This window comes from Streptomyces sp. Y1, assembly GCF_041053115.1.
GTDB classification, from domain to species: domain Bacteria; phylum Actinomycetota; class Actinomycetes; order Streptomycetales; family Streptomycetaceae; genus Kitasatospora; species Kitasatospora rubellomurina.
Window position 1 is genome coordinate 6860728 of sequence record NZ_CP163445.1, and the last position, 25201, is coordinate 6885928.

The 25201-nt window shown below is 77.3% G+C and carries 1 protein-coding gene; it reads left to right on the plus strand.

Annotation, left to right across the window (positions count from 1 at the left end):
• Positions 1–103 precede the first annotated feature (103 nt).
• Complete coding sequence (locus AB2U05_RS29975) at positions 104–25177, plus strand: SDR family NAD(P)-dependent oxidoreductase (protein ID WP_369184799.1); 25074 nt, start codon at positions 104–106, stop codon at positions 25175–25177.
• The last annotated feature ends 24 nt before the right edge of the window (positions 25178–25201 follow it).

A 25201-nucleotide genomic window follows, 5' to 3' on the forward strand; every position in this document is an offset into this window, starting at 1 on the left:
GCGCCGGGCAAAAGGTGGGGTTGCGAATGATCGGCCCCCCGATTCACAGTTCTGCTGCCTGCGCTCGCCCGTGCTGATCGACGACTGGACGTGATGGAACGGTATGACCGATTCGGAAGCTGTCGCGATCGTCGGATTCTCCTGCCGGGTCGCCGGAGCCGACACTCCGGACGCATTCTGGGAACTCCTGCGCACCGGCGTCGACGCCGTCCGGGAATTCCCCGCCGACCGCCGCACGGCGACCGCGCCGGAGCACCCGGAGCGCCCGGCCGCCGCCGCGCCGCACCCGCCCCGGCGCGGCGGGTACCTGGACCAGGTCGACCGCTTCGACCCGGAGTTCTTCGGCATCGCCCCCGGCGAGGCCGCGCTGATGGACCCCCAGCAGCGGCTCATGCTCGAACTGAGTTGGGAGGCCCTGGAACACGCCGGCATCCCGGCGCACGGCCTGAGCGGCGGCCCGGTCGGCGTGTTCGCCGGAGCGATCTGGGACGACTACGCCGCGCTGCTGCGCCGGGCGGGCGTCGCGGCCGGGTCGCGCCAGGTGACCGGCCTGCACCGCAGCATGATCGCCAACCGGGTCTCCTACGCGCTCGGCCTGCGCGGCCCCAGCATGACGGTCGACGCGGCCCAGGCGTCCTCGCTGGTCGCCGTGCACGTCGCCTGCGAGAGCCTGCGGCGCGGCGAGTCCGCACTCGCCCTGGCCGGCGGCGTCAACCTCGACCTGCTGGCCGACGCCCCGGGCGACGCGGGCAAGCTCGGCGGCCTCTCCCCGGACGGGCGCTGCTTCACCTTCGACGCCCGCGCCAACGGCTACGTGCGCGGCGAGGGCGGCGCGGTCGTCGTGCTCAAGCCGCTGGCCCGCGCGCTCGCCGACGGCGACACCGTGCACTGCGTGGTGGCGGGCAGCGCGATGAACCACGACGGCGGCGGCGCGGCGCTCACCACGCCCGAGGCCGCGGCCCAGGAGCAGGTGATCCGCGCGGCCCACCGCCGGGCCGGGTTCCGCCCGGCCGACGTGCAGTACGTCGAACTGCACGGCACCGGCACCCCGGTGGGCGACCCGGTGGAGGCCGCCGCCCTCGGCGCCGCCCTCCGTACGGCTCCGGGCACCTCGCCGGCCACCCGCCGCCCGGCCGGCGCGCCGCTGCGGGTCGGCTCGGTGAAGACCAACCTCGGGCACCTGGAGGGCGCGGCCGGCATCGTCGGCCTGGTCAAGACCGTCCTCGCGATCCGCCACCGGGAGCTGCCGCGCAGCCTCCACTTCGCGACCCCGAACCCCCGCATCCCGCTGGCGGAGCTGGGCCTGCGCGTCCAGGACACGACCGGCCCCTGGCCACGGCCCGAACGGCGACTGGTCGCCGGCGTGAGCTCCTTCGGCATGGGCGGCACCAACTGCCATGTGGTGCTGGCGGAACGGCCGCCCGCACAGGGCCCGGCCGAGCCACCCGCCGCCGAGCCCGGGGCCCTCCTCCCCGTCCCGCTCTCCGGTACCACGCCCGAGGCGGTGGCCGCCCAGGCCGACCGCCTGCACGCCCACCTGCTGCGCCACCCCGACGCCGAGCCGGCGCGGCTCGGCTGGTCGGCCGCCACCACCCGCAGCCACCTGCCCGCCCGCGCCGTCGTCCTCGCCGCCGACCGCGCCGAACTGCTGGCCGGCCTGGACGCGTTACGCACCCACGGCGCCGCCCCCGGCGTGGTCACCGGCCGGGTCAGGGCCGGCCGCACCGCCTTCCTGTTCACCGGCCAGGGCAGCCAGCGCCCCGGCCTCGGCCGCGAACTGCACGCCCGCTTCCCCGTGTTCGCCGAAGCCTTCGACGAGGCCTGCCACCACCTCGACCCGCGGCTGCCGCGCCCGCTGCGCGAGGTGCTGTTCGCGCCCGAGGGCAGCGCGACGGCGGAGCTCGTCCACCGCACCGAGTTCACCCAGCCCGCCCTGTTCGCCCTCGGGACGGCGCTGCACCGGCTGCTGGCGCACTGGGGAGTCGTCCCCGACCTGCTGCTCGGCCACTCGGTCGGCGAGCTCACGGCCGCCCACGCGGCCGGCGTCCTCGACCTGCCAGACGCCTGCGCGCTGGTCGCCGCCCGGGGCCGACTGATGCAGCAACTGCCCACCGGCGGCGCGATGCTGGCGGTCCGCCTCGGCGAGGCGCAGGTCGCCGAGGCGCTGACCGGCCTCGGCGCGCGGGTCTCGATCGCGGCCGTCAACGGGCCCGCCGCCACCGTCGTCTCCGGCGACGAGGAGGCCGTGCTCGCCCTCGCCGAGCAGTGGCGGGCGCAGGGCCGCAAGGTCCGGCGGCTGAACGTCGGCCACGCCTTCCACTCCCCGCGCACGGAGCCGATGCTCGACGCCTTCGCGCAGGTCGCGCGCGGGCTCGCCTTCCACCCGCCGGCCACGCCCGTGGTGTCCAACCTGACCGGCCGCACGGCCACCGCCGAGGAGCTGTGCTCGCCCGACTACTGGGTGCGGCAGGCGCGCGAGGCCGTGCGCTACGCGGACGGCGTCCGGCGGCTGCACGAGGCCGGCGCGACCGTCCTGGTCGACCTCGGGCCGGACGGCAGCCTCTCCGCCCTGGCCCGCGAGTGCCCGGTGCCCGAGGGCGGCGAGGCCTTCGCCGCCGTCGCCACCCTGCGGGCCGGCCGGCCGGAGGCCGACGCCCTCGCCGAGACGGCCGCCCGGCTGCACACCCTGGGCGCCGCGCTCGACTGGACGGCCCTGTTCCCGGCCGGCGCGCGGCGCCGGGTCGACCTGCCCACCTACGCGTTCCGGCGCACCCGGCACTGGCTGCGCGCCGCCGCCCCCGAGGACGCCCCGGTCGTCGGGGGCGTCGAGCAGGACTCGCCGCTGGCCCGCCGGATCGCCGGGCTCCCGGAGGCCGACCGGCAGCGCGTCGTCCTGGACCTGGTCCGCTCGCACGCGGCCGCCGTTCTCGGCCACGCCACCCGGGACGCCGTCCGCCCCGGCCTCGCCTACCGGGAGTCGGGCCTCGACTCGGCCGCCACCGTCGAACTCCTCCAGCGGCTCTCCGGCGCGACCGGCCTCGACCTGCCCGCGAGCGCCGCCTACGACCACCCGACGCCCGCCGACCTCGCCCGCCACCTGGCCGCCCTCGCCCTGGCCCGACCCGTACCGGAACAGCCCGCCGAGCCGTCCCCGGCGGCCGCCCGCCCGGACGACGACCCGATCGCCGTGGTGGCGATGGCCTGCCGCTTCCCCGGCGGCGCCGACACCCCCGAGCAGCTGTGGCGCCTGGCCGCCGAAGGCGTGGACGCCATCGGACCGTTCCCCCGGGACCGCGGCTGGGACCTCGACCGGCTGCACCACCCGGACCCGGACCGGCCCGGCACCACCTACGTGCGCGAGGGCGGATTCCTCGACGGCGCGGGCGAGTTCGACGCCGAGTTCTTCGGCATCAGCCCGCGCGAGGCGCTGGCCATGGACCCGCAGCAGCGCCTGCTGCTGGAGACCTCCTGGGAGGCCCTGGAACGCGCCGGGCTCGACCCCGCCGGGCTGCGCGGCGACCGGGTCGGCGTGTTCGTCGGCGCCACCGCCCAGGACTACGGCCCGCGCATGCACCAGCCCGTCGACGGCCTGGACGGCTACCTGCTCACCGGCACCACCCCGAGCGTCGCCTCCGGCCGGATCGCCTACGCGCTCGGCCTCGAAGGCCCCGCCGTCACCGTCGACACCGCCTGCTCCTCCTCCCTCGTCGCGGTGCACCTGGCCGCCCGGGCGCTGCGCGCCGGCGAGTGCGCGCTGGCCCTCGCGGGCGGCGCCACCGTGCTCGCCGAGCCCGGCATGTTCGTCGAGTTCGCCCGGCAGCGCGGCCTCGCCCCGGACGGGCGCTGCAAGCCGTTCTCCGCCGACGCGGACGGCACGGCGTGGGCCGAGGGCGTCGGCGTGGTCCTGCTGGAACGGCTCTCGGACGCCAGGCGCCTCGGCCACCCGGTGCTGGCCCTGCTCGCCGGATCCGCCGTCAACCAGGACGGCGCCAGCAACGGCCTCAGCGCCCCCAACGGGGCGGCGCAGCAGCGGGTGATCCGGCAGGCGCTCGGCGCCGCCGGGCTGGCGCCCGGGGACGTCGACGTGGTCGAGGCCCACGGCACCGGAACCGCCCTCGGCGACCCGGTCGAGGCGCACGCCCTGCTCGCCGTCTACGGCCGCGACCGCGCCCCCGAACACCCGCTGCTGCTCGGCTCGGTGAAGTCCAACATCGGCCACACCCAGGCCGCGGCCGGGATCGCCGGGCTGATCAAGACCGTCCTCGCGATCCGGCACGCGCTGGTGCCCGCCACCCTGCACCTGCGCGAGCCCTCGCCGAAGGTCCGCTGGGCGGACGGCGCGCTCACCGTGCCGGCCGCCGCCACCCCGTGGCCCTCGCCCGGCGGCCCCGCGCGGCCCCGGCGGGCCGGCGTCTCCTCGTTCGGCATCAGCGGCACCAACGCGCACGTCATCGTCGAGCAGGCGCCGGGCGAGGCGGTGGACGGCGATGCGCCCGGGCGGCCGGACGTGCCCGTGCGGTCGGACGTCCCTGTGCCGCTCACCGTCTCCGGCCGCACCGGGGCCGCCCTGCGCGCCCAGGCCGACCGGCTGGCCCGGCACCTCGCGGCCCGGTCCGAGGGGGCGGGCGTCGACCCGACCGCGCTCGGCCACGCCCTGCTGCGCGGCCGCACCAGGTTCGACCACACCGCCGTCGTCCTCGCCCGCACCGGCGCCGAGGCGCTGCGCGGGCTGACCGCGCTCGCCCACGGCGAGCCGGCCGACAACCTCGTCCTGGCCCAGTCCGCCGCCCGCGGCGCGACCGCCCTGGTGTTCCCCGGCCAGGGCTCGCAGTGGCCCGGCATGGCCGTCGAACTCCTCGACACCGCACCGGTGTTCGCGGCCGAGCTGGACGCCTGCGCGGCCGCCCTCGCCCGCTGGACGGGCTGGTCGTTGCACGACGTCCTGCACGGCCGGCCGGGCGCGCCCGACCTCACCCGGGTCGACGTCGTCCAGCCCGTGCTGTTCGCCGTCATGGTCGCGCTCGCCGGGCTGTGGCGGTCCGTCGGCGTCGAGCCGAGCGCCGTCGTCGGCCACTCGCAGGGCGAGATCGCCGCCGCCCACGTCGCGGGCGTGCTCACCCTGGACGACGCCGCCAAGGTCGTCGCCCTGCGCAGCCGCGCCCTGCTCGACCTGGCCGGCACCGGCGGCATGGTCTCCGTGCCGCTGCCCGCCGAGGCGGTCGGCGCCCTCCTCGCGCCCTGGCCCGGCCGGCTCGGCATCGCCGCCCGCAACGGCCCCGCCACCACCGTCGTCTCCGGCGACGACGACGCCCTCGACGCGCTCCTCGCCGAGTGCGCACGGACCGGCGTGCGCGCCCGCCGGATCCCGGTGGACTACGCCTCGCACTCGGCGCACGTCGAGTCGCTGCGCGAACCGCTGCTCGCCGCGCTCGCCGACCTCGCGCCCCGGGCCGCGCACACCGCCTTCTACTCGACCGTCACCGGCGGGCTGCTGGCCGACACCACCGCGCTCGACGCCGACTACTGGTACCGCAACCTGCGCCAGGAGGTCCGCTTCGAGCCCGCCGTGCGAGCGCTGCACGCGGACGGCCACCGGCTGTTCGTCGAGGCGAGCCCGCACCCCGTCCTCAGGATGGGCACCCAGGAGACCCTGGACGCCTGCGGCGACCAGGACGGAGCCGGCGGCGCCGGTGGCACGGCCATCGGCACCCTGCGGCGCGACCACGGCGGTCAGGGCCAGTTCCTCGCCGCCGTCGCCGAGGCGATCGTCCACGGCGCGGAGCCCGACCCCGACGCGCTGCTCCCCGGCGGCCCCCGGCAGGTCGACCTGCCCACCTACGCCTTCCAGCGCCGCCGCTACTGGCTGACCGCCGGGCCCGCGCAGACCCGCCCCGCCGACCTCGGCCTCGACGCCGTCGACCACCCGCTGCTCGGCGCCGTCACCACCACCCCGGACGGCACCACCCTGCTCACCGGCCGCCTCGCCGCCGACACCCGGCCCTGGCTGCCCGACCACGCCGTCACCGGCACCGTCGTGCTGCCCGGCACGGCCTTCCTCGACCTGGCGCTCCGGGCCGGCGCGCTCACCGGCTGCCCGCACGTCGAGGAACTGACCCTGGAGGCCCCGCTGGTGCTGCCCGGCACCGGGCGGGCGCAGCTGCGGGTGGCCGTCGCCCCCGCCGACCCGGAGGGCCGGCGCGCCGTCACCGTGGACTCCCGGCCGTACGAGTGTGCGGACGAGCCCGGCGAGCGGCCCTGGACGCGGCACGCCTCCGGCACGCTGACGGCCGCCGAGGTGGCCACCGTCCCGGCCGGGCAGGGCAGTTGGCCGCCGCCCGGCAGCGAACCGCTCGACCTCGCCGACGCCTACCAGCGCCTCGACCGGCTCGGCTACGGCTACGGCCCCTGGTTCCAGGGCCTCACCGCCGCCTGGCGCACCGGCGGCCACCTGTACGCCGAGGTCCGGCTGCCCGCCGAACCCGGCGGGGACGACGCCGGGCACGGCGTCCACCCCGCCCTGCTCGACGCCGCGCTCCACCCGCTGCTGCTGGCCGCCGAGGGCCCGGCCGCCGGGGCCCCGCGCATCCCGTTCTCCTTCACCGACGTCCGGCTGCACGCCACCGGCGCCACCGCGCTGCGCGTCCGGCTGACGCCCGCCCCGGACGGCACCACCGCGCTCACCGCCGAGGACACCACCGGCGCACCCGTCCTCACGGTCGGCGGCCTCGGCCTGCGCGAACTGCCCGCAGGGCGGCTGGCCCCGGCCGAACCCGCCCCGCGCGACGCGCTCTTCGCCCTGCGCTGGACGGAACTGTCCGCGCCCACCGCCGCGTTGGACGGCCCGGACTGTGCGGTTCTCGGCGCGGACGACCTGGGCCTCGGGGCGCGGGTTCTCCACCCGGACCTCGCCGCGCTCGACGCCCGCACCGCCGCCGGGCACCCCGCGCCTGCTCTGGTGGTCGCCCCCGTCCCCGCCACGCCCGGCGGCGACACCGCCGAGGCCGCGCACGCCGCCGCCCGCTGGGCCCTCGACACCGTCCGGGCCTGGCTGGCCGCCGACCGCCCGGCCGACACCCGCCTGGTCCTCGTCACCCGGGGTGCGGTCGCGGCCCGGGCCGGGGACACCCTGCCGGGCCTCGGCCAGTCCCCGGTCTGGGGCCTGCTGCGCACCGCCCAGTCCGAGCACCCCGGCCGCTTCGCCGTGATCGACCTCGACGACCCCGCCCGCTCCGGCCGCGCCCTGCGGTCCGCCCTCACCACCGGTGAACCCCAACTCGCCCTCCGCGACGGCATCCTGTACCGCCCCCGGCTCGTCCCGGCCGGGGCCCCGCCCGCCGGACGCCCGCTCGACCCGGAGCGTACGGCCCTGATCACCGGCGGCACCGGCACTCTCGGCGCGCTGATCGCCCGCCGACTGGTCACCGACCACGGCCTGCGCCACCTGCTGCTGGTCAGCCGGGCCGGGCAGAGTGCCGCCGACGCCGAACCGCTGCGCGCCGAACTGGCCGCGCTCGGCGCCGAGGTGACGATCGCCGCCTGCGACGTCGCCGACCGCGAGGACCTGGCGGCCCTGCTCGCCGCCGTCCCCGCCGCGCACCCGCTCGGCCTCGTCGTCCACGCCGCCGGCGTCCTCGACGACGGCACGGTGGAGAACCTGGACCCCGAGCGGCTGGCCGCCGTGCTGCGCCCCAAGGCGGACGCGGCCTGGCACCTGCACGAGCTGACCCGTGGGCAGGACCTGGACGGGCTCGTGCTGTTCTCCTCCGTCACCGCCGTCACCGGCAACGCCGGCCAGGGCGCCTACACGGCCGCGAACGCCTTCCTCGACGCCCTGGCCGAGCACCGCCGCGCCGCCGGACTGCCCGGCAGCGCGCTCGCCTGGGGCCTGTGGGCCGAGAGCAGCGGCATGACCCGCCACCTCGCCGCCGCCGACCGGGCCCGGCTCGCGCGCGGCGGCATCGGCCTGCTGTCCACCGAGGACGGACTCGCGCTCTTCGACGCCGCCCTGCGGTACGACCTGCCGTACGCCGTCACCGCCCGCCTCGACCGCGCGGCCCTGCGCGACCTCGCGGCCGCGGGCAGCGTGCCGCCCGTGCTCTCCGGCCTGGTCCGCGCCCCGCTGCACCGGGCGGCGCTCGGCCCGGCGGCGGTCCCGTGGACCGGGGACGCGCCCACCTGGGCGCGCCGGATGGCCGCACTCCCCGAGGACCGCCGCGCCCGCGCGGCCCTGGACCTCGTCCGGTCCCAGACCGCCGCCGTGCTCGGCCACGCCGAGCCGGACACCCTCGACGTCCAACGAGCCTTCCGCGAGCTGGGCTTCGACTCGCTCACCGCGCTGGACCTGCGCAACCGGCTCACCACCCTCACCGGCCTGCGGCTGCCCGCCACCGTCGTCTTCGACCACCCCAGCGCGACCGCGCTCGCGGCGCTCCTGGTCCGGGAGGCGGTCGGCGCCCCGGCCGTGCCCGAGGCGCCCTCCGCTGCCGTGCACGACGACGACCCGATCGTGATCGTCGGCATGGGCTGCCGCTACCCCGGCGGTGTCACCGGGCCCGAGGACCTATGGCGCCTCGTCGAGCAGGAGACCGACGCGGTCGGCGACTTCCCGACCGACCGCGGCTGGGACGTCGACGCCCTCTACGACCCGGACCCGTCCCGCACCGGCACGGTCTACACCCGGCACGGCGCCTTCCTGTACGACGCGGGCGACTTCGACGCCGAGTTCTTCGGCATCTCCCCGCGCGAGGCCCGCGCGACCGACCCGCAGCAGCGCCTGCTGCTGGAGACCTCCTGGGAGGCACTGGAACACGCCGGCATCGACCCGAGGTCGCTGCGCGGCTCCCGCACCGGCGTCTTCACGGGCGTCATGCACCACGACTACGCCTCCCGCCTGCACCGCGCGCCGGACGGCTACGAGGGCATGCTGCTCGCGGGCAACGTCGGCAGCGTCGTCTCCGGCCGGGTCGCGTACGCGCTCGGGCTGGAGGGCCCGGCGGTGAGCATCGACACGGCGTGCTCGTCCTCGCTGGTCGCCCTGCACCTGGCGGCCAACGCGCTGCGCGGCGGCGAATGCGACCTGGCGCTCGCGGGCGGCGTGACCGTCATGGCGACGCCGCACGTGTTCGTGGAGTTCGCCCGGCAGCGCGGCCTGGCGGCGGACGGCCGGTGCAAGCCCTTCGCGGCGGGCGCGGACGGCACGGGCTGGGGCGAGGGCGTGGGCCTGCTGGTGGTGGAGCGGCTGTCGGACGCGGTGCGGCACGGGCATCGGGTGTTGGCGGTGGTGCGGGGGTCGGCGGTCAATCAGGACGGTGCAAGCAATGGGTTGACGGCGCCGAACGGTCCGTCGCAGGAGCGGGTGATCCGGGCGGCGCTGGCGAGCGGGGGGCTGTCGGCGTCGGACGTGGACGTGGTGGAGGCGCACGGGACGGGGACGGCGCTGGGGGACCCGATCGAGGCGCAGGCGCTGCTGGCGACGTACGGGCGTGAGCGGGCGGGTGCGGGTGCGCCGTTGTGGCTGGGGTCGGTGAAGTCGAACATCGGGCACACCCAGGCGGCGGCGGGTGTGGCCGGGGTGATCAAGATGGTGATGGCGCTGCGGCACGGCCGGATGCCGAAGTCGCTGCACCTGGACAGCCCTTCACCGCACGTGGACTGGTCGGTCGGCGGGGTCGAGCTGCTGGCGGAGTCGGTGGACTGGCCGGACGCGGGCCGACCGCGCCGGGCCGGGGTGTCCTCGTTCGGGATCAGCGGGACCAACGCGCACGTGATCCTGGAGGAGGGGCCGGCGGCGGTCGTCTCGGAAGCGGTGAGCCCGGGCGGGGTGGTGGTGCCGTGGGCGCTGTCGGCGGGGTCGGGTGCGGCGTTGCGGGCGCAGGCGGAGCGGCTGCGGGCCTGGCTGGCCGACCGGCCGGACGTCGATCCGGCGGCGGTGGCGCGGACGCTCGCGTCGGGGCGCGCGGCACTGGAGCACCGGGCGGTGGTCGCCGGTCGGACGGTGGCGGAACTCGCCGAGCGGCTGGGTGAGGTGGCCGAGGGGGAGTCGGTTCCGGCTTCCGGTTCGGGTGCGGTGTTCGTGTTCCCGGGGCAGGGGTCGCAGTGGGCGGGCATGGCCGTCGAACTCCTCGCCGCCAGCCCGGTGTTCGCCGCCGCCGTCGAGGAGTGCGCGGCGGTGATGGATCCGTTGACGGACTGGTCGCTGGTGGACGTGCTGCGGGACGGTTCGGGCGCGCTGCTGGAGCGGGTCGACGTCGTGCAGCCCGGGCTGTTCGCCGTGATGGTCGGGCTGGCGCGTTGGTGGGAGTCCTGCGGGGTGCGGCCGTCCGCCGTGATCGGGCACTCGCAGGGGGAGATCGCGGCCGCGCATGTGGCCGGGTTGCTCTCGCTCGAAGATGCGGCCCGGGTGGTGGTGTTGCGCAGTCGGGCGCTGCGGCAGGTGTCGGGCGGCGGGATGCTGTCGGTCGGCGTCAGTGCTGCGAAGGCTGCCGAACTCATCAGTGGTGATGGCCGGTTGTCGTTGGCGGCGGTCAACGGCCCGTCCAGCGTAGTGCTGTCGGGTGACACCGAGGCCCTGGCCGCTGTGGTGGAGCGCTGCGAGCGCGAGGGCGTGCGGGCGCGCATGATCCCGGTCGACTACGCCTCGCATTCGGCGCACATGGACGCGGTGCGCGACGAGGTCGCCGAACTGTCCGCGAGCGTAAGGCCGTTGGCTGGCCGCATCGCGATGTACTCCACGGTCACCGGTGAAGTGGTCGCCGACCCCGAGCGGTTGGCGGGTTCGTACTGGTTCGACAACCTGCGCGGCACCGTCCGCCTGGACACGGCGGTCGCATCGGCGGTCGCGGACGGCCACACCCTGTTCCTGGAGTGCAGCTCCCACCCCGGCCTCACCATCCCCCTCGCCGACCAGCTGGAGGACACCCCCGGCGCCGCCGTCCTGGAGACCCTGCGCCGCGACGAGGGCGGCCCGGAACGCCTGGTGACGGCCCTGTCCGCCGCCTTCGGCGCCGGCCTGCCCGTCGACTGGGCCACCCAGCTGCCCGCCGGCCCCCGGGCCGACCTGCCGACCTACCCCTTCCAACGCCGCCGCTACTGGCTCGACGCCCCGCCCGTGGCGGGCGCCGCGCGGGACCTCGGCCTCACCGAGGTCGGCCACCCGCTGCTGGGCGCCGCCGTGCGCTCGCCCGAGGACGGCGGGACGTCGTACACCGGCCGCCTCTCCCGGTCTGCCCACCCCTGGCTCGCCGACCACGCCGTGCACGGCACCGTCCTGGTGCCGGGTACCGCCTTCCTGGACCTCGCGGCCTGGGCCGGCGCCGAGGCCGGCTGCCCGGTGGTCGACGAACTCACCCTGCACGAGCCGCTGGTGCTGCCCGACCGGGCCGGCGTACGGCTGCACGTGGCCCTGGCCGCGCCCGATGCGAACGGCGGGCGTGCGCTGGCCGTTCACTCCCGACCCGAGGACGCCCCCGAGGACGAGCCGTGGACGCGGCACGCCACCGCTGCCCTGTCCGAGGCCGGGTCGCCGCCCGCTGCCGATGACCTGCTGCCCTGGCCGCCCCCGCAGGCCGAGCCCGTCGACACGACCGCGCTCTACGACCGCCTGGCCGAGTTCGGCTACCACTACGGCCCGGCCTTCCAGGGCGTGCGGGAGGCCTGGCGGCGCGGCGACGACCTGTTCGCCGAGGTGGAACTCCCCGGGGAGTCCGACCGGTTCGCCCTGCACCCCGCCCTCCTGGACGCCGCCCTGCACCTCGCCGCGCTGGACGCGGCGGAGACCACGGGCCGCACCCTGCTGCCCTTCGCCTGGACGGGCGTCACCCGGGAACCGACGGCCGAGCCCGTGACCGCTCTGCGCGTACGGCTGCGGCGCACCGGCGCCGAGGCGCTGTCACTGCTGGCCACCGACCACGGCGGCGCCCCGGTGACGCGCGCCGAGTCGCTGGTGCTGCGCCCGCCGGCCCCCGGCCGGTTCGCGGACCCGGCAGCCGCCGACCCGGCCTGGTTGCACCGGGTGGACTGGACACCGACCGCCCTGCCGGACGCGGAACCCGGCCCGCACCGTCGCTGGGCACTGCTCGGCGCGCACCCGGACCACGAGCTGCCCGCCCACCCCGACCCGGTCGCGGCCGCCGAGGCCGGGACGGACGTCGCCGTCCTGCTCTGCCCGCCCGCGGACGGCACCGGGCCCGCCGCCGTCCCGGCTGCCGTCCACACCGCCCTAGGCGCCCTCCGCGACTGGCTCGCCGAGGAACGCCTGGCCGCGGCCCGCCTGCTGGTCGTCACCCGGGGCGCGATCGCGTCCGACCCGTCCGAGGACGTGCCGAGCCCGGCCCACGCGGCGGTCTGGGGCCTCCTCCGCAGCGCCCAGACCGAGCACCCGGACCGCTTCGTCCTCGTCGACCTCGACCCCGCCGACCCCGCCCAATCCGCCGACCCCGCCGACCCCGCCGGACCCGCTCTCCCGCTGGACCTGCTGCGCGGCGTCCTGGCGGCCGGCGAGGCCCAGGCGATCGTCCGGGACGGCGCCGTGCTGACCCCGCGCCTGGTCCGCGCGGGCGCCGAGGGGCCGCTGGTGCTGCCGGACGGGCCCGCGCCCTGGCGCGTCGAGTCCGGCCCGCGGCACACCGTCGACGCCCTCGCCGTGGTCGACCACCCGGCGGCGGCCGAACCGCTCGCCGCCGGGCAGGTCAGGGTCGCGGTGCGCGCGGCCGGGGTGAACTTCCGCGACGCGCTGATCACGCTCGGCATGTACCCCGGCCGGGCCGTCGTCGGCGCCGAGGCCGCCGGCGTCGTGGCCGAGGTCGGGCCGGGCGTCACGACCCTCGCGCCGGGCGACCGGGTGATGGGCCTGTTCGACGGCGCCTTCGGCCCGCTCGCCGTCACCGACCACCGCCTGCTCGCCCGCGTGCCCGCCGGCTGGTCGTACGCCCGGGCGGCCTCCGTGCCGGTGGTCTTCCTGACGGCGCTGTACGGGCTGCGCGACCTCGGCGGGCTGCGGAGCGGCGAGACCGTCCTGGTCCACGCGGCGGCCGGCGGCGTCGGCATGGCCGCCGTCCAGCTCGCCCGGCACTGGGGCGCCACCGTCCTCGCCACCGCGAGCCCCGCGAAGTGGCCGGCCGTGCGGGGCCTCGGCATCCCCGAGGAGCGGATCGCCTCCTCCCGCGACACCGGCTTCGAGCGGCAGTTCGCCGGGCCCGCCGGCGGCCGGGGCGTCGACGTCGTCCTGAACTCGCTCGCCGGGGAGTTCGTGGACGCCTCGCTGCGCCTGCTCGCGGACGGCGGCCGGTTCGTCGAGATGGGCAAGACCGACGTGCGCGGCCCCGAGGCCGTCGCGGCCGACCGCCCGGACGTCCACTACCGCGCCTTCGACCTCATCGACGCCGGCCCGGACCGGATCGCCGAACTGTTCGCCGAACTCGTCGAGCTCTTCGAGACGGGCGCCCTGCGGCCGCTGCCCGTCCGCACCTTCGACCTGCGCCACGCCCGCGAGGCGGTGCGCTTCGTCAGCCGCGCCCGGCACACCGGCAAGGTCGTGCTGACCCTGCCCCAGCCGCTCGCCACGGACGGCACGGTGCTGATCACCGGCGGCACCGGCACCCTCGGCGCCCTGCTGGCCCGCCACCTGGTCACCCGGCACGGCGTCCGGCACCTCCTGCTGCTCGGCCGATCCGGCCCGCAGGCCCCCGGCGCGGCCGACCTCGCCGCCGAACTCGCCGACCTCGGCGCCGCCGTGCGCATCGAGGCCTGCGACGCGGCCGACCGCGACGCCCTCGCCCGGGCGCTCGCCACCATCCCCGCCGAGCACCCGCTCACCGCCGTCGTCCACGCCGCCGGCGTCCTCGACGACGGACCGGTCGAGGCACTGACGCCCGACCAGGTCGACCGCGTCCTGCGCGCCAAGGCCGCTGCCGCCGCCCACCTGCACGACCTCACGCAGGACCGCGAGCTGGCCGCCTTCGTGCTGTACTCCTCCGCCGCCGGCGTCCTCGGCACCGCCGGCCAGGCCGGCTACGCCGCCGCCAACGCCTACCTGGACGCCCTCGCCCACCACCGGCGCGCCCGCGGCCTGCCCGCCACCTCCCTGGCCTGGGGCCTGTGGGCCGAACGCACCGGACTGACCGCACACCTCGCGCCCGCCGACCTCCAACGGCTCGCCCGCGCCGGGCTGCTGCCCTTCGCCACGCCCCAAGGGCTCGCCCTGTTCGACGCCGCCTGGCGGCGCCCCGAGGCGGCCCTCGTCCCCGCCCGGCTCGACCTCGCCGCGCTGCGCACCGCCACCGGCCCGGTGCCGCCGCTGCTGCGCGCACTCACCGGCCCGGCGGCACCGCGCCGCGGCGCGGACGGCGCGGACGGCGACCTGCCGTGGGCCCGGCGGCTGGCCGCCGCCTCCGCCGAGGAACGCGCGGACCTCGCGCTGCGCCTGGTGCGGACCGAGGCGGCCGTGGTGCTCGGCCACGACTCGGCGGAGCGCGTGCGCGCCGGGACGACCTTCCGCGACCTCGGCTTCGACTCGCTGACCGGCGTCGAGCTGCGCAACCGGCTGACCGGTGCCACCGGCCTGCGGCTGCCGTCGACGCTCGTCTTCGACCACCCGACGCCGCTGCGGCTCGCGGACTTCCTTGCCGCCGCCGTCCAGGGCGTGGCCGCCTCCGCCGCGGTGAGCCCGGCGACGCGTACCGACGAACCCGTGGCGATCGTCGCGATGGGCTGCCGCTTCCCGGGCGGCGTCGCCTCGCCCGAGGACCTGTGGGAGCTGGTCGCGGGAGGCACGGACGCGATCGGGGACTTCCCGACCGACCGGGGCTGGGACGTCGACGCGCTCTACGACCCCGACCCGGCGGCCACCGGGAAGAGCTACGTCCGGCGCGGCGGATTCCTGTCCGGCGTGGCCGAGTTCGACGCCGAGTTCTTCGGGATCTCGCCGCGCGAGGCGCTGGCCATGGACCCGCAGCAGCGCCTGCTGCTCGAAACCGCCTGGGAGACCTTCGAACGGGCCGGCATCGACCCGAGGTCGCTGCGCGGCAGCCGGACCGGCGTCTTCGCCGGAATGGCCGGGCACGACTACGCGACCGGCGGCATGCCGGCCGGCGTCGAGGGGCACGTGCTCACCGGCAACGCCACGAGCGTCGCCTCGGGCCGCGTCGCCTACACCTTCGGGCTGGAGGGCCCGGCGCTGACCGTGGACACGGCGTGCTCGTCCTCGCTGGTCGCCCTGCACCTGGCGGCCAACGCGCTGCGCGGCGGCGAGTGCGACCTCGCGCTCGCGGGCGGCGTCACGGCGATGTCCACCCCGGACTTCTTCGTCGAGTTCTCGCGGCAGCGCGGACTGTCCGTGGACGGGCGGAGCAAGGCCTTCGCGGCGGCGGCCGACGGCATGGGCGCGGGCGAGGGCGTGGGCCTGCTCCTGGTGGAGCGGCTGTCGGACGCCGTGCGGGCCGGGCATCGGGTGTTGGCGGTGGTGCGGGGGTCGGCGGTCAATCAGGACGGTGCGAGCAACGGGCTGACGGCGCCGAACGGGCCGTCGCAGGAGCGGGTGATCCGGGCGGCGTTGGCGAGCGGGGGGCTGTCGGCGTCGGACGTGGACGTGGTGGAGGCGCACGGGACGGGGACGGCGCTGGGGGATCCGATCGAGGCACAGGCGCTGCTGGCGACGTACGGGCGTGAGCGGACCGAACGGCCTTTGTGGCTGGGGTCGGTGAAGTCCAACATCGGGCACACCCAGGCGGCGGCGGGCGTGGCCGGGGTGATCAAGATGGTGATGGCGCTGCGGCACGGGGTGCTGCCGAGGACGCTGCACGTGGACGAACCCACGTCGCACGTGGACTGGTCGGCGGGCGCGGTGGAACTGTTGACGGACGAGGTGCCGTGGCCTGCGGGCGGTTCGCGGGTCCGGCGGGCCGGGGTGTCCTCGTTCGGGATCAGCGGGACCAACGCGCACGTGATCCTGGAGGAGGGGCCGGCGGCGGTCGTCGCGTCGGGTGATGTCCCGGGCGGGGTGGCGGTGCCGTGGGCGCTGTCGGCGGGGTCGGGTGCGGCGTTGCGGGCGCAGGTGGCGCGGCTGCGGGAGTGGGCGGCGGCGCATCCCGGCGCCGACCCGGTGGCGGTGGCGCGGACGCTCGCGTCGGGCCGGGCGGTGCTGGAGCACCGGGCGGTGGTGTCGGGGCGGGATCTGCCCGAACTCGTGGCGCGGCTGGGTGAATTGGCCGAGGCGGATTCGGTTCCGGCTTCCGGTTCGGGTGCGGTGTTCGTGTTCCCGGGGCAGGGGTCGCAGTGGGCGGGAATGGCTGTCGAACTCCTCGCCGCCAGCCCGGTGTTCGCCGCCGCCGTCGAGGAGTGCGCGGCGGTGATGGGTCCGTTGACGGACTGGTCGCTGCTGGAGGTGCTGCGGGACGGTTCGGGTGCGCTGCTGGAGCGGGTGGATGTGGTGCAGCCTGCACTGTTCGCGGTGATGGTGGGGCTGGCCCGGTGGTGGGAGTCGTGCGGGGTGCGTCCGGCGGCCGTGATCGGGCACTCGCAGGGGGAGATCGCGGCCGCGCATGTGGCCGGTCTGTTGTCGCTCGAAGATGCGGCCCGGGTCGTGGTGTTGCGCAGCCGGGCGCTGCGGAAGGTGTCAGGCGGCGGGATGCTGTCGGTCGGCGTCGGCGCCGAGCGTGCCGCTGAACTCATCGAAGCGGACGGCCGGTTGTCGTTGGCGGCGGTCAACGGCCCGTCCAGCGTGGTGCTGTCCGGCGACACCGAGGCCCTGGCCGCTGTGGTAGAGCGCTGCGAGCGCGAGGGTGTCCGGGCGCGCATGATCCCGGTCGACTACGCCTCGCACTCGGCCCACATGGACGCGGTGCGCGACGAGGTCGCCGAACTGTCGGCGAGCGTAAGGCCGTTGGCTGGCCGCGTCGCGATGTACTCGACTGTGACCGGCGAAGTCGTCACCGATCCGGAGCTGTTGTCGGGTTCGTACTGGTTCGACAACCTGCGCGGCACCGTCCGCCTGGACACGGCGGTCGCATCGGCGGTCGCGGACGGCCACACCCTGTTCCTGGAGTGCAGCTCCCACCCCGGCCTCACCATTCCCCTCGCCGACCAGCTGGAGGACACCCCCGGCGCCGCCGTCCTGGAGACCCTGCGCCGCGACGAGGGAAGCCGCGAACGCCTGGTGACGGCCCTGTCCGCCGCCTTCGTCGCCGGCCTGCCCGTCGACTGGGCCACCCAGCTGCCCGCCGGACCCCGGGCCGACCTGCCGACCTACCCCTTCCAGCGCGAGCGCTACTGGGTGACGGCCGCCGACGCCGCGTCCTCCGGCGCCGGGTGCGGCCAACTCGCCGTCGACCACCCGGTCCTGGGTGCCGCCGTCGAGCTGGCGGACGGCTCCGGGACGGTGCTGACCGGTCGCCTTTCCCTCTCCACCCACCCCTGGCTCGCCGATCACGCCGTACTCGGCACGGTCATCGCCCCCGGCACGCTGTTCGTCGAGCTCGCCCTGCAGGCCGGACACCAGGTCGGCCTCGGCGAGATCGCCGAACTGACGCTGCTTTCACCGCTCGTGCTGCCCGAGACGGCCGGCACCCGGCTCCAGGTCGTCGTCGGCGCGCCGGGCGCGGACGGCGCCCGCGAGATCGGCATCCACTCCCGGCCGGAGGGCGCACCCGCCGAGGAACCCTGGACCCGGCACGCCACCGGCACCCTGGTCGGGCCGGCCGAGGGGGCCGACGCCGACGCGCCGGACCTCACCGCCTGGCCGCCGCCGGGCGCCTCGCCCGTCGCGACCGACGGCGTCTACGAGCGGCTGGGCGTGGCCGGCTTCGACTACGGGCCGGCCTTCCAGGGCCTGCGCCTGGCCTGGCGGCGCGGCGACGAGCTGTTCGCCGAGGTCGAACTCCCCGGGGGTCCCGACCGGTTCACCCTGCACCCCGCCCTGCTGGACGCCGCCGTCCACGCGCTGGCGATCGCCCGGATGCCCGAGGCACAGGGCGCCGGGGCGCGGGTGGCCTTCGCCTGGCGCGGCGTCCGGTGGGCGGCGCGCGCCTCCCGCCTGCGGGTCCGGCTGGCGCCCGCCGGGACGGACGCGGTGTCGCTGCACCTGGCGGACGACACCGGGGCGGGTGTCGCGTCGGTGGCGGCGCTCACCGTCCGCCCGGTCACGGCGGACCAGCTGCGCCCGGCGGGCCCGTCGCACCGCGACGCGCTGTTCCGGGTGGAGTGGCGGGAGCAGCCCGCGCCCGGCTCGGTGTCGGTGCCGCCGTGGGCGCTGCTCGGCCCGGACGCGTCGGGCCTGGCCGCGCGGCTGCCCGAGGAGCACCGGCCGATCGCCCGGTTCGAGGACCTGGCGGCTGCTGCCGGGGCCGACGAGCCGGTCCCCGCGACGGTCGTGGTGCCCGTCCCGGCGGCGCCCGAGGCCGGGGAGGACGTCCCCGCCCGGACCCGCAGGCTGCTGGGTTCGGTGCTCGGCCTGTTGCAGGCCTGGTTGGCGGAGGACCGGTTCGACGGTTCCCGCCTGGTCGTCGCCACCACCGGCGCGCTCGCCGCCCGCCCCGGCGAGCCCGTCGCCGACGTCGCGGCGGCCGCGGTCCAGGGCTTGGTGCGCTCGGCGCAGTCGGAGCACCCCGGCCGGTTCGGGCTCCTCGACCTCGACGGCGGCGACGCCTCGCTCACCCGGTGGCCGCTCGCGCTGGCCGCCGAGGAGCCGCAACTGGCGCTCCGGGACGGGACGTTGCTCGTGCCCCGGCTGGTCCGCGCGACCCCCTCGCCGACCGCCGAGCGCCGGCTCGACCCGGCGGGCACCGTGCTGGTCACCGGAGCCACCGGCGGCCTGGGCGCGCGCGTCGCCCGCCACCTGGTGGCGAAGCACGGCGTGCGCCGGCTCCTGCTGCTGTCCCGGCGCGGCACCGCCGCCCCGGACGCCGCCGCACTCCTCTCCGAGCTCGCCGAGCTGGGCGCCGAGGCCACCCTGCTGGCCTGCGACCTCGCCGACCGGGCGGCTCTGGCCGGGGCCCTCGCCCGGGTGCCCGCCGAGCACCCGCTGACCGCCGTGGTCCACACCGCGGGCATCGTCGACGACGGACTGGTCGAGACCCTGACGGCCGACCACCTGGACCGGTCCCTCCGGCCCAAGGCCGACGGCGCGCACCACCTGCACGAGCTCACCCGGGACGCCGAACTCGCGGCCTTCGTGCTGTTCTCCTCCGGAGCGACCACCTTCGGCGGCCCCGGCCAGGGCAACTACGCCGCCGCCAACGCCTTCCTGGACGGCCTGGCGCAGCACCGCCGGGCCCTCGGCCTGCCGGCGATCTCCCTCGCCTGGGGCCTGTGGGGCGGCGAGCTGGGCATGGGCGGGCGGCTGAGCGAGGCCGACCTGGCCCGCTGGGCGCGGACCGGCGCGGTGGCGATGCCCGCCGAGGAGGCACTGGGCCTGTTCGACCTCGCGCTCGCCGATTCGGCCGACACCCTCGTGCCCGCGCACCTGGACCTCCCGGCCATCCGCGCCCGGGCGGCCTCCGTGCCCGCGCTGTTCCGCGACCTGCTGGGAACGGCGGGCCTCCGCCGCGCCCCGGAACCGACCGGCGGACCGACGGCCGCCCGGATCGCGGCGCTCGCGGCGGACGAACGCGAACCGGCTCTGCTGGAGCTCGTCCGCACCGAGGCCGCGGGCGCGCTGGGCCACCGGTCCGCGGACGCGGTGCACGCGGCCCGCGCCTTCAAGGACCTCGGCTTCGACTCGCTGACCGGTGTCGAGCTGCGCAACCGGCTGGCCGGCGCCACCGGCCTGCGGCTGCCGTCGACGCTCGTCTTCGACTACCCGACGCCCGCCCGGCTCGCCGCCCACCTCCTGGAACGGCTGCTCGGCGCCGCACCGGACGCCGCGCCCCCGGCGGTCGCCGCCGCACCCCTGGACGGCGACCCGGTGGTGATCGTCGGCATGGGCTGCCGCTTCCCCGGCGAGGTCGGCTCGCCGCAGGACCTCTGGGACCTGGTCGCCGCCGGCCGCGACGCGATCACCGACTTCCCGACCGACCGGGGCTGGGACGTGGGCGCGCTGTTCGACCCCGACCCGGAGGCCAGCGGGAAGAGCTACGTCCGGCGCGGCGGATTCCTGTCCGGCGTCGCCGAGTTCGACGCCGAGTTCTTCGGGATCTCCCCGCGCGAGGCGCTGGCCATGGACCCGCAGCAGCGCCTGCTGCTGGAGGCCTCCTGGGAAGCGGTCGAACGGGCCGGCATCGACCCGACCTCGCTGCGCGGCAGCCGGACCGGGATCTTCGCGGGCGTCATCGACAACGACTACGGCTCGCGGCTCGACCGCGTCCCGGAGGAGGTCGAGGGCTACGTCGGCTACGGCAGCGCCAGCAGCATCGCCTCCGGCCGGGTCGCGTACGCGCTCGGGCTGGAGGGCCCGGCGGTGAGCATCGATACGGCCTGCTCGTCCTCGCTGGTCGCCCTGCACCTGGCGGCCAACGCGCTGCGCGGTGGCGAGTGCGACCTGGCGCTCGCGGGCGGCGTCTCGGTCATGTCGACGCCCGAGTTCTTCGTCGAGTTCTCCCGCCAGCGCGGACTGTCCGTGGACGGCCGCTGCAAGGCGTTCTCGGCGGCGGCCGACGGCATGGGCGCGGGCGAGGGCGTCGGCCTGCTCCTGCTGGAACGGCTGTCGGACGCGGTGCGGCACGGGCACCTGGTGCTGGCGGTGGTGCGCGGGTCGGCGATGAACCAGGACGGCGCGTCCAACGGGCTGTCCGCCCCCAACGGGCCGTCCCAGCAGCGGGTCATCCGGCAGGCGCTCGCCAACGCGGGCCTGACCGCGGCGGACGTCGACGTGGTGGAGGCGCACGGGACGGGGACGGCGCTGGGGGATCCGATCGAGGCGCAGGCGCTTCTGGCGACGTACGGGCAGGGCCGGTCGGGCGAACTACCGCTGCGGCTGGGCTCGGTGAAGTCCAACATCGGGCACGCCCAGGCGGCGGCGGGTGTGGCCGGGGTGATCAAGATGGTGATGGCGCTGCGGCACGGGGTGCTGCCGAGGACGCTGCACGTGGACAGCCCTTCACCGCACGTGGACTGGTCGGCGGGCGCGGTGGAGCTGTTGACGGACGAGGTGCCGTGGCCTGCGAGCGGTTCGCGGGTCCGGCGGGCCGGGGTGTCCTCGTTCGGGATCAGCGGCACGAATGTGCACGTGGTGCTGGAGGAGGCGCCGGAGACGGTCGTGCCGGAGGCGGTGAGCCCGGGCGGGGTGGTGCCGTGGGTGGTGTCGGCGCGGTCGGGTGCGGCGCTGCGGGCGCAGGCGGAGCGGCTGCGGGAGTGGGCGGTGGCGCATCCCGACGCCGAGCCGGCGGACGTCGGCCGGGCGCTGGTGACGGGGCGGGCGGTGTTCGAGCACCGGGCGGTGGTGGCGGGGCGGGATCTGGCCGAGCTCGTGGCGCGGCTGGGTGAGGTGGCCGAGGGGGAGTCGGTTCCTGTTTCCGGTTCGGGTGCGGTGTTCGTGTTCCCGGGGCAGGGGTCGCAGTGGGCGGGGATGGCCGTCGAACTCCTCGTCGCCAGCCCGGTGTTCGCCGCCGCCGTCGAGGAGTGTGCGGCGGTGATGGATCCGTTGACGGACTGGTCGCTGCTGGACGTGTTGCGGGACGGTTCGGGTGCACTGCTGGAGCGGGTCGACGTCGTGCAGCCCGCGCTGTTCGCGGTGATGGTCGGGCTGGCGCGCTGGTGGGAGTCGTGCGGGGTGCGTCCGGCGGCCGTGATCGGGCACTCGCAGGGGGAGATCGCCGCCGCGCACGTGGCCGGGTTGCTCTCGCTCGAAGACGCGGCGCGGGTGGTGGTGTTGCGCAGTCGGGCGCTGCGGCAGGTGTCGGGCGGCGGGATGCTGTCGGTCGGTGTCGGTGTCGAGCGGGCGGCTGAACTCGTGGAGGCCGATGGCCGGTTGTCATTGGCGGCGGTCAACGGTCCGTCCAGCGTGGTGCTGTCGGGTGACACCGAGGCCCTGGCCGCCGTGGTCGAGCGCTGTGAGCGCGAGGGCGTGCGGGCGCGCATGATCCCGGTCGACTACGCCTCGCATTCGGCGCACATGGACGCGGTGCGTGACGAGGTCGCCGAACTGTCGGCGAGCGTACGGCCGTTGGCTGGCCGGATCGCGATGTACTCCACGGTCACCGGTGAAGTGGTCGCCGACCCCGAGCGGTTGGCGGGTTCGTACTGGTTCGACAACCTGCGCGGCACCGTCCGCCTGGACACGGCGGTCGCATCGGCGGTCGCGGACGGCCACACCCTGTTCCTGGAGTGCAGCCCCCACCCCGGCCTGGTCGTCCCGATCGCCGACCAGCTGGAGGACACCCCCGGCGGCGCCGTCCTGGAGACCCTGCGCCGCGGCGAGGGCGGCCCCGAGCGCCTGGTGACGGCCCTTTCCGCGGCCTTCGTCGCGGGCCTGCCTGTCGACTGGGCCACCCAGCTGCCCGCCGGACCCCGGGCCGACCTGCCGACGTACGCCTTCCAGCGTCGCCGCTACTGGCTCGACCAGGGTGTCCGGACGGGCGACCCGGCCGGGCTCGGGCTGGCGTCGGCCGGGCACCCGCTGCTGGGTGCGGCGGTCAGCTCGGCGCACGACGGCACCGTGCTGTTCACGGGCCGCCTCTCCACGGCCGCTCACCCTTGGCTCGCCGACCACGTCGTCCTGGGCGCGGCGATCGTGCCGGGGACGCTGTTCGTCGAGCTGGCGGCCTGGGCGGGCGGCGAGGTCGGCAGTCCGACCGTCGAGGAACTGACCCTGCACACCCCGCTCGTCCTGCCCGACACGGACGCCGAGGCGCTGTGGATCCAGGTCGTCGTGGGCGCGCCGGACCCGGCCGGCGTCCGTACGGTCAGCGTGCACTCGCGGCCGGAGCACGCGCCGGCCGAGGAGCCCTGGACGCGGCACGCGGACGGCACGCTGGCGGACGGCACGCTGGCGGACGGCGCGCCGGTCGACGGCACGCTGGCCGACGCCGCCGATCCCGCGTGGGCGAGCTGGCCGCCGACCGGCGCCGAGCCGCTGGACGTCGGCGACTTCTACGAGCGCCTGGCGGCCGCCGGGGTCGACTACGGCCCCGCCTTCCGGGGCCTGCGCCAGGCCTGGCGGCACGGCGACGACCTGTTCGCCGCCGTCGAACTCCCCGCCGAGCAGGAGCGCGAGGCGGCCGGTTTCGCCGTGCACCCGGCCCTGCTCGACGCCGGGGTGCAGGCGCTGCGGGCGGGCGCCGGTGCGGACGAGGAGGTGCGGGTGGCGTTCTCCTGGCGCGGCGTCCGCTTCTCCGGCGCGGGGCCGGTCGGCCTGCGGGTCCGGCTGTCCCCGGCCGGGGAGGGCGCGGTCTCGATGCGGGTCGCGGACGCGGCGGGCCGCCCGGTCGCCGTCGTCGAGTCGCTGTCCGTCCGCCCGGTCTCCGCCGAGCAGCTGCGCGCGGCCGGCGGGGTGCACCGGGACGCGCTCCTCCGACTGAGCTGGGACGCGTGCGAGGCGGCCGAGCCGCACTGCGACGCGCCCGGACACCTCGCCCTGCTCGGCGCGGCGGACGACCTCGAAGGCCTCGACGGCGTCGATGCGGTGCTCCGGTGTGCGGACGTGGCGGCGCTCGCCGCCGCCGTCGCGGCCGGTGAGCCCGCACCGGACGTCGTGGTGCTCGCCGCGACCGACCCGGGCTGTACCGTGGCCCAGGTCGCGGCCTGGGCGGCCGCACCGGGGCTGGCGGAGAGCAGGCTCCTGCTGGTGACCCGGCAGGCCGTCCGCGCGGCCGCCGAGGACCGGGTGCCCGACCCGGCGAGGGCGGCCGGGTGGGGGGCGGCGTGCGCGCTGCAGGCCGCGCACCCGGACCGGATCCTGCTCGTCGACCTGGACGACGACCCGGCCTCGGCCGCCGCGCTGCCCGTACTGGCGTCCAGCGGCGAACCGAGGCTCGCCCTGCGCGGCGGACGGCCGTTCGCCCCGTCCCTGGTCAAGGCCTCGGCGGACCAGCCGGCCACGGACGGGCCGCAGTTGGCCGGTGGCGGCACGGTGCTGATCGGCGGCGCGGACACCCCGCTCGCCGCCGTGCTGGCCGGACACCTCGTCGCCGCCCACGGCGTCCGCCGCCTCGTCCTCCTGCCGAGCGACAACACCGGCACCGGCACCGGCACCGGCACCGGCACCGACGCCGTGCGCCGGCTCGCGGGCCGGCTGGCCGAGGCGGGCGCCGAGGCCGAGGTCGTCACCTGGGCCTCCGGCGACCGCGAGGGGCTGAGCGCCGCGCTGAAGGCCGCCACCGCCGAGCACTCGGGCGCGCTCCTCCTGGCGCTCTCCCCGGCGAACGGGCTGCTCGGCGTGCCCGAGCAGCCCGAGGCTGCTGCGGCCGCCGCCTTCGCCGAGGCGCTGGCAGCCGCCCGGCACGCCGAGGGACTGCCCGCCGCGGTCCTTGCCTGGGGGCCCGTCGCGCTCGGCGGACACGACGCCGAACCCCCGGCAGGGCTCCTGGAGTTGACCGAGGCCGAGGCGGTCGCCCTCTTCGACGAGGCGCTGCGCATGGCCGGTGGTCCCGGACTGGTCCTCGCCCGGCCCGACCGCGCGGCGCTGCGCACCCGCCCGGAGGCCGTCCCCGGTCCGCTGCGGCACCTGCTGCGCGGCCTGGCGGCGCGACGCCAGGCGGGGGCCGCCGGGGCGGCCGAGACCCCGGGCGGCGAGGCCCTGCAACGGCGGCTGGCGGCGCTGTCCGGGGAGGAGCGCGAGCGCGAACTGGTCACGCTCGTCCGGACTTTGGCCGCCGCCGTGCTGGGCCACCAGGGAGAGGACCAGGTCGGGCCCGAGCGGGCGTTCAAGGAGGTCGGCTTCGACTCCCTGATGGCGGTCGACCTGCGGAACCGCCTGATCCGCGCCACCGGGGTGCACCTGCGCTCGACCCTGGTGTTCGACTACCCGAACCCGGTCAGCCTGGCCCGCCACGTCGTGACGCGTCTCGCCGAGGACGCCTCGGAGGCCACCCCCGTGCTCGCCGACCTGGACCGGCTGCACGAGGCCCTGCCGGCGGTCCTGGCCGAGGCTGGCGCCCGCGACCGGGTCGCCGAACGCCTGCGCGAGCTCCTGGCGTTGTGCGCGGACACCGGCGCGGACGCGGACGGCGGGGCGGAGGGGGCCGACGCGGACGACCTGCGGTCCGCCACCGACGACGAGCTGTTCTCCCTCGTCGACCAGGGCTTCGAGTGATCCCCGGGCACCGGCAGGACCGGC

Excerpts from the sequence above, each read along its gene's own strand:
- AB2U05_RS29975 (WP_369184799.1), top strand. The coding sequence starts at position 104 with ATGACCGATTCGGAAGCTGTCGCGATCGTCGGATTCTCCTGCCGGGTC.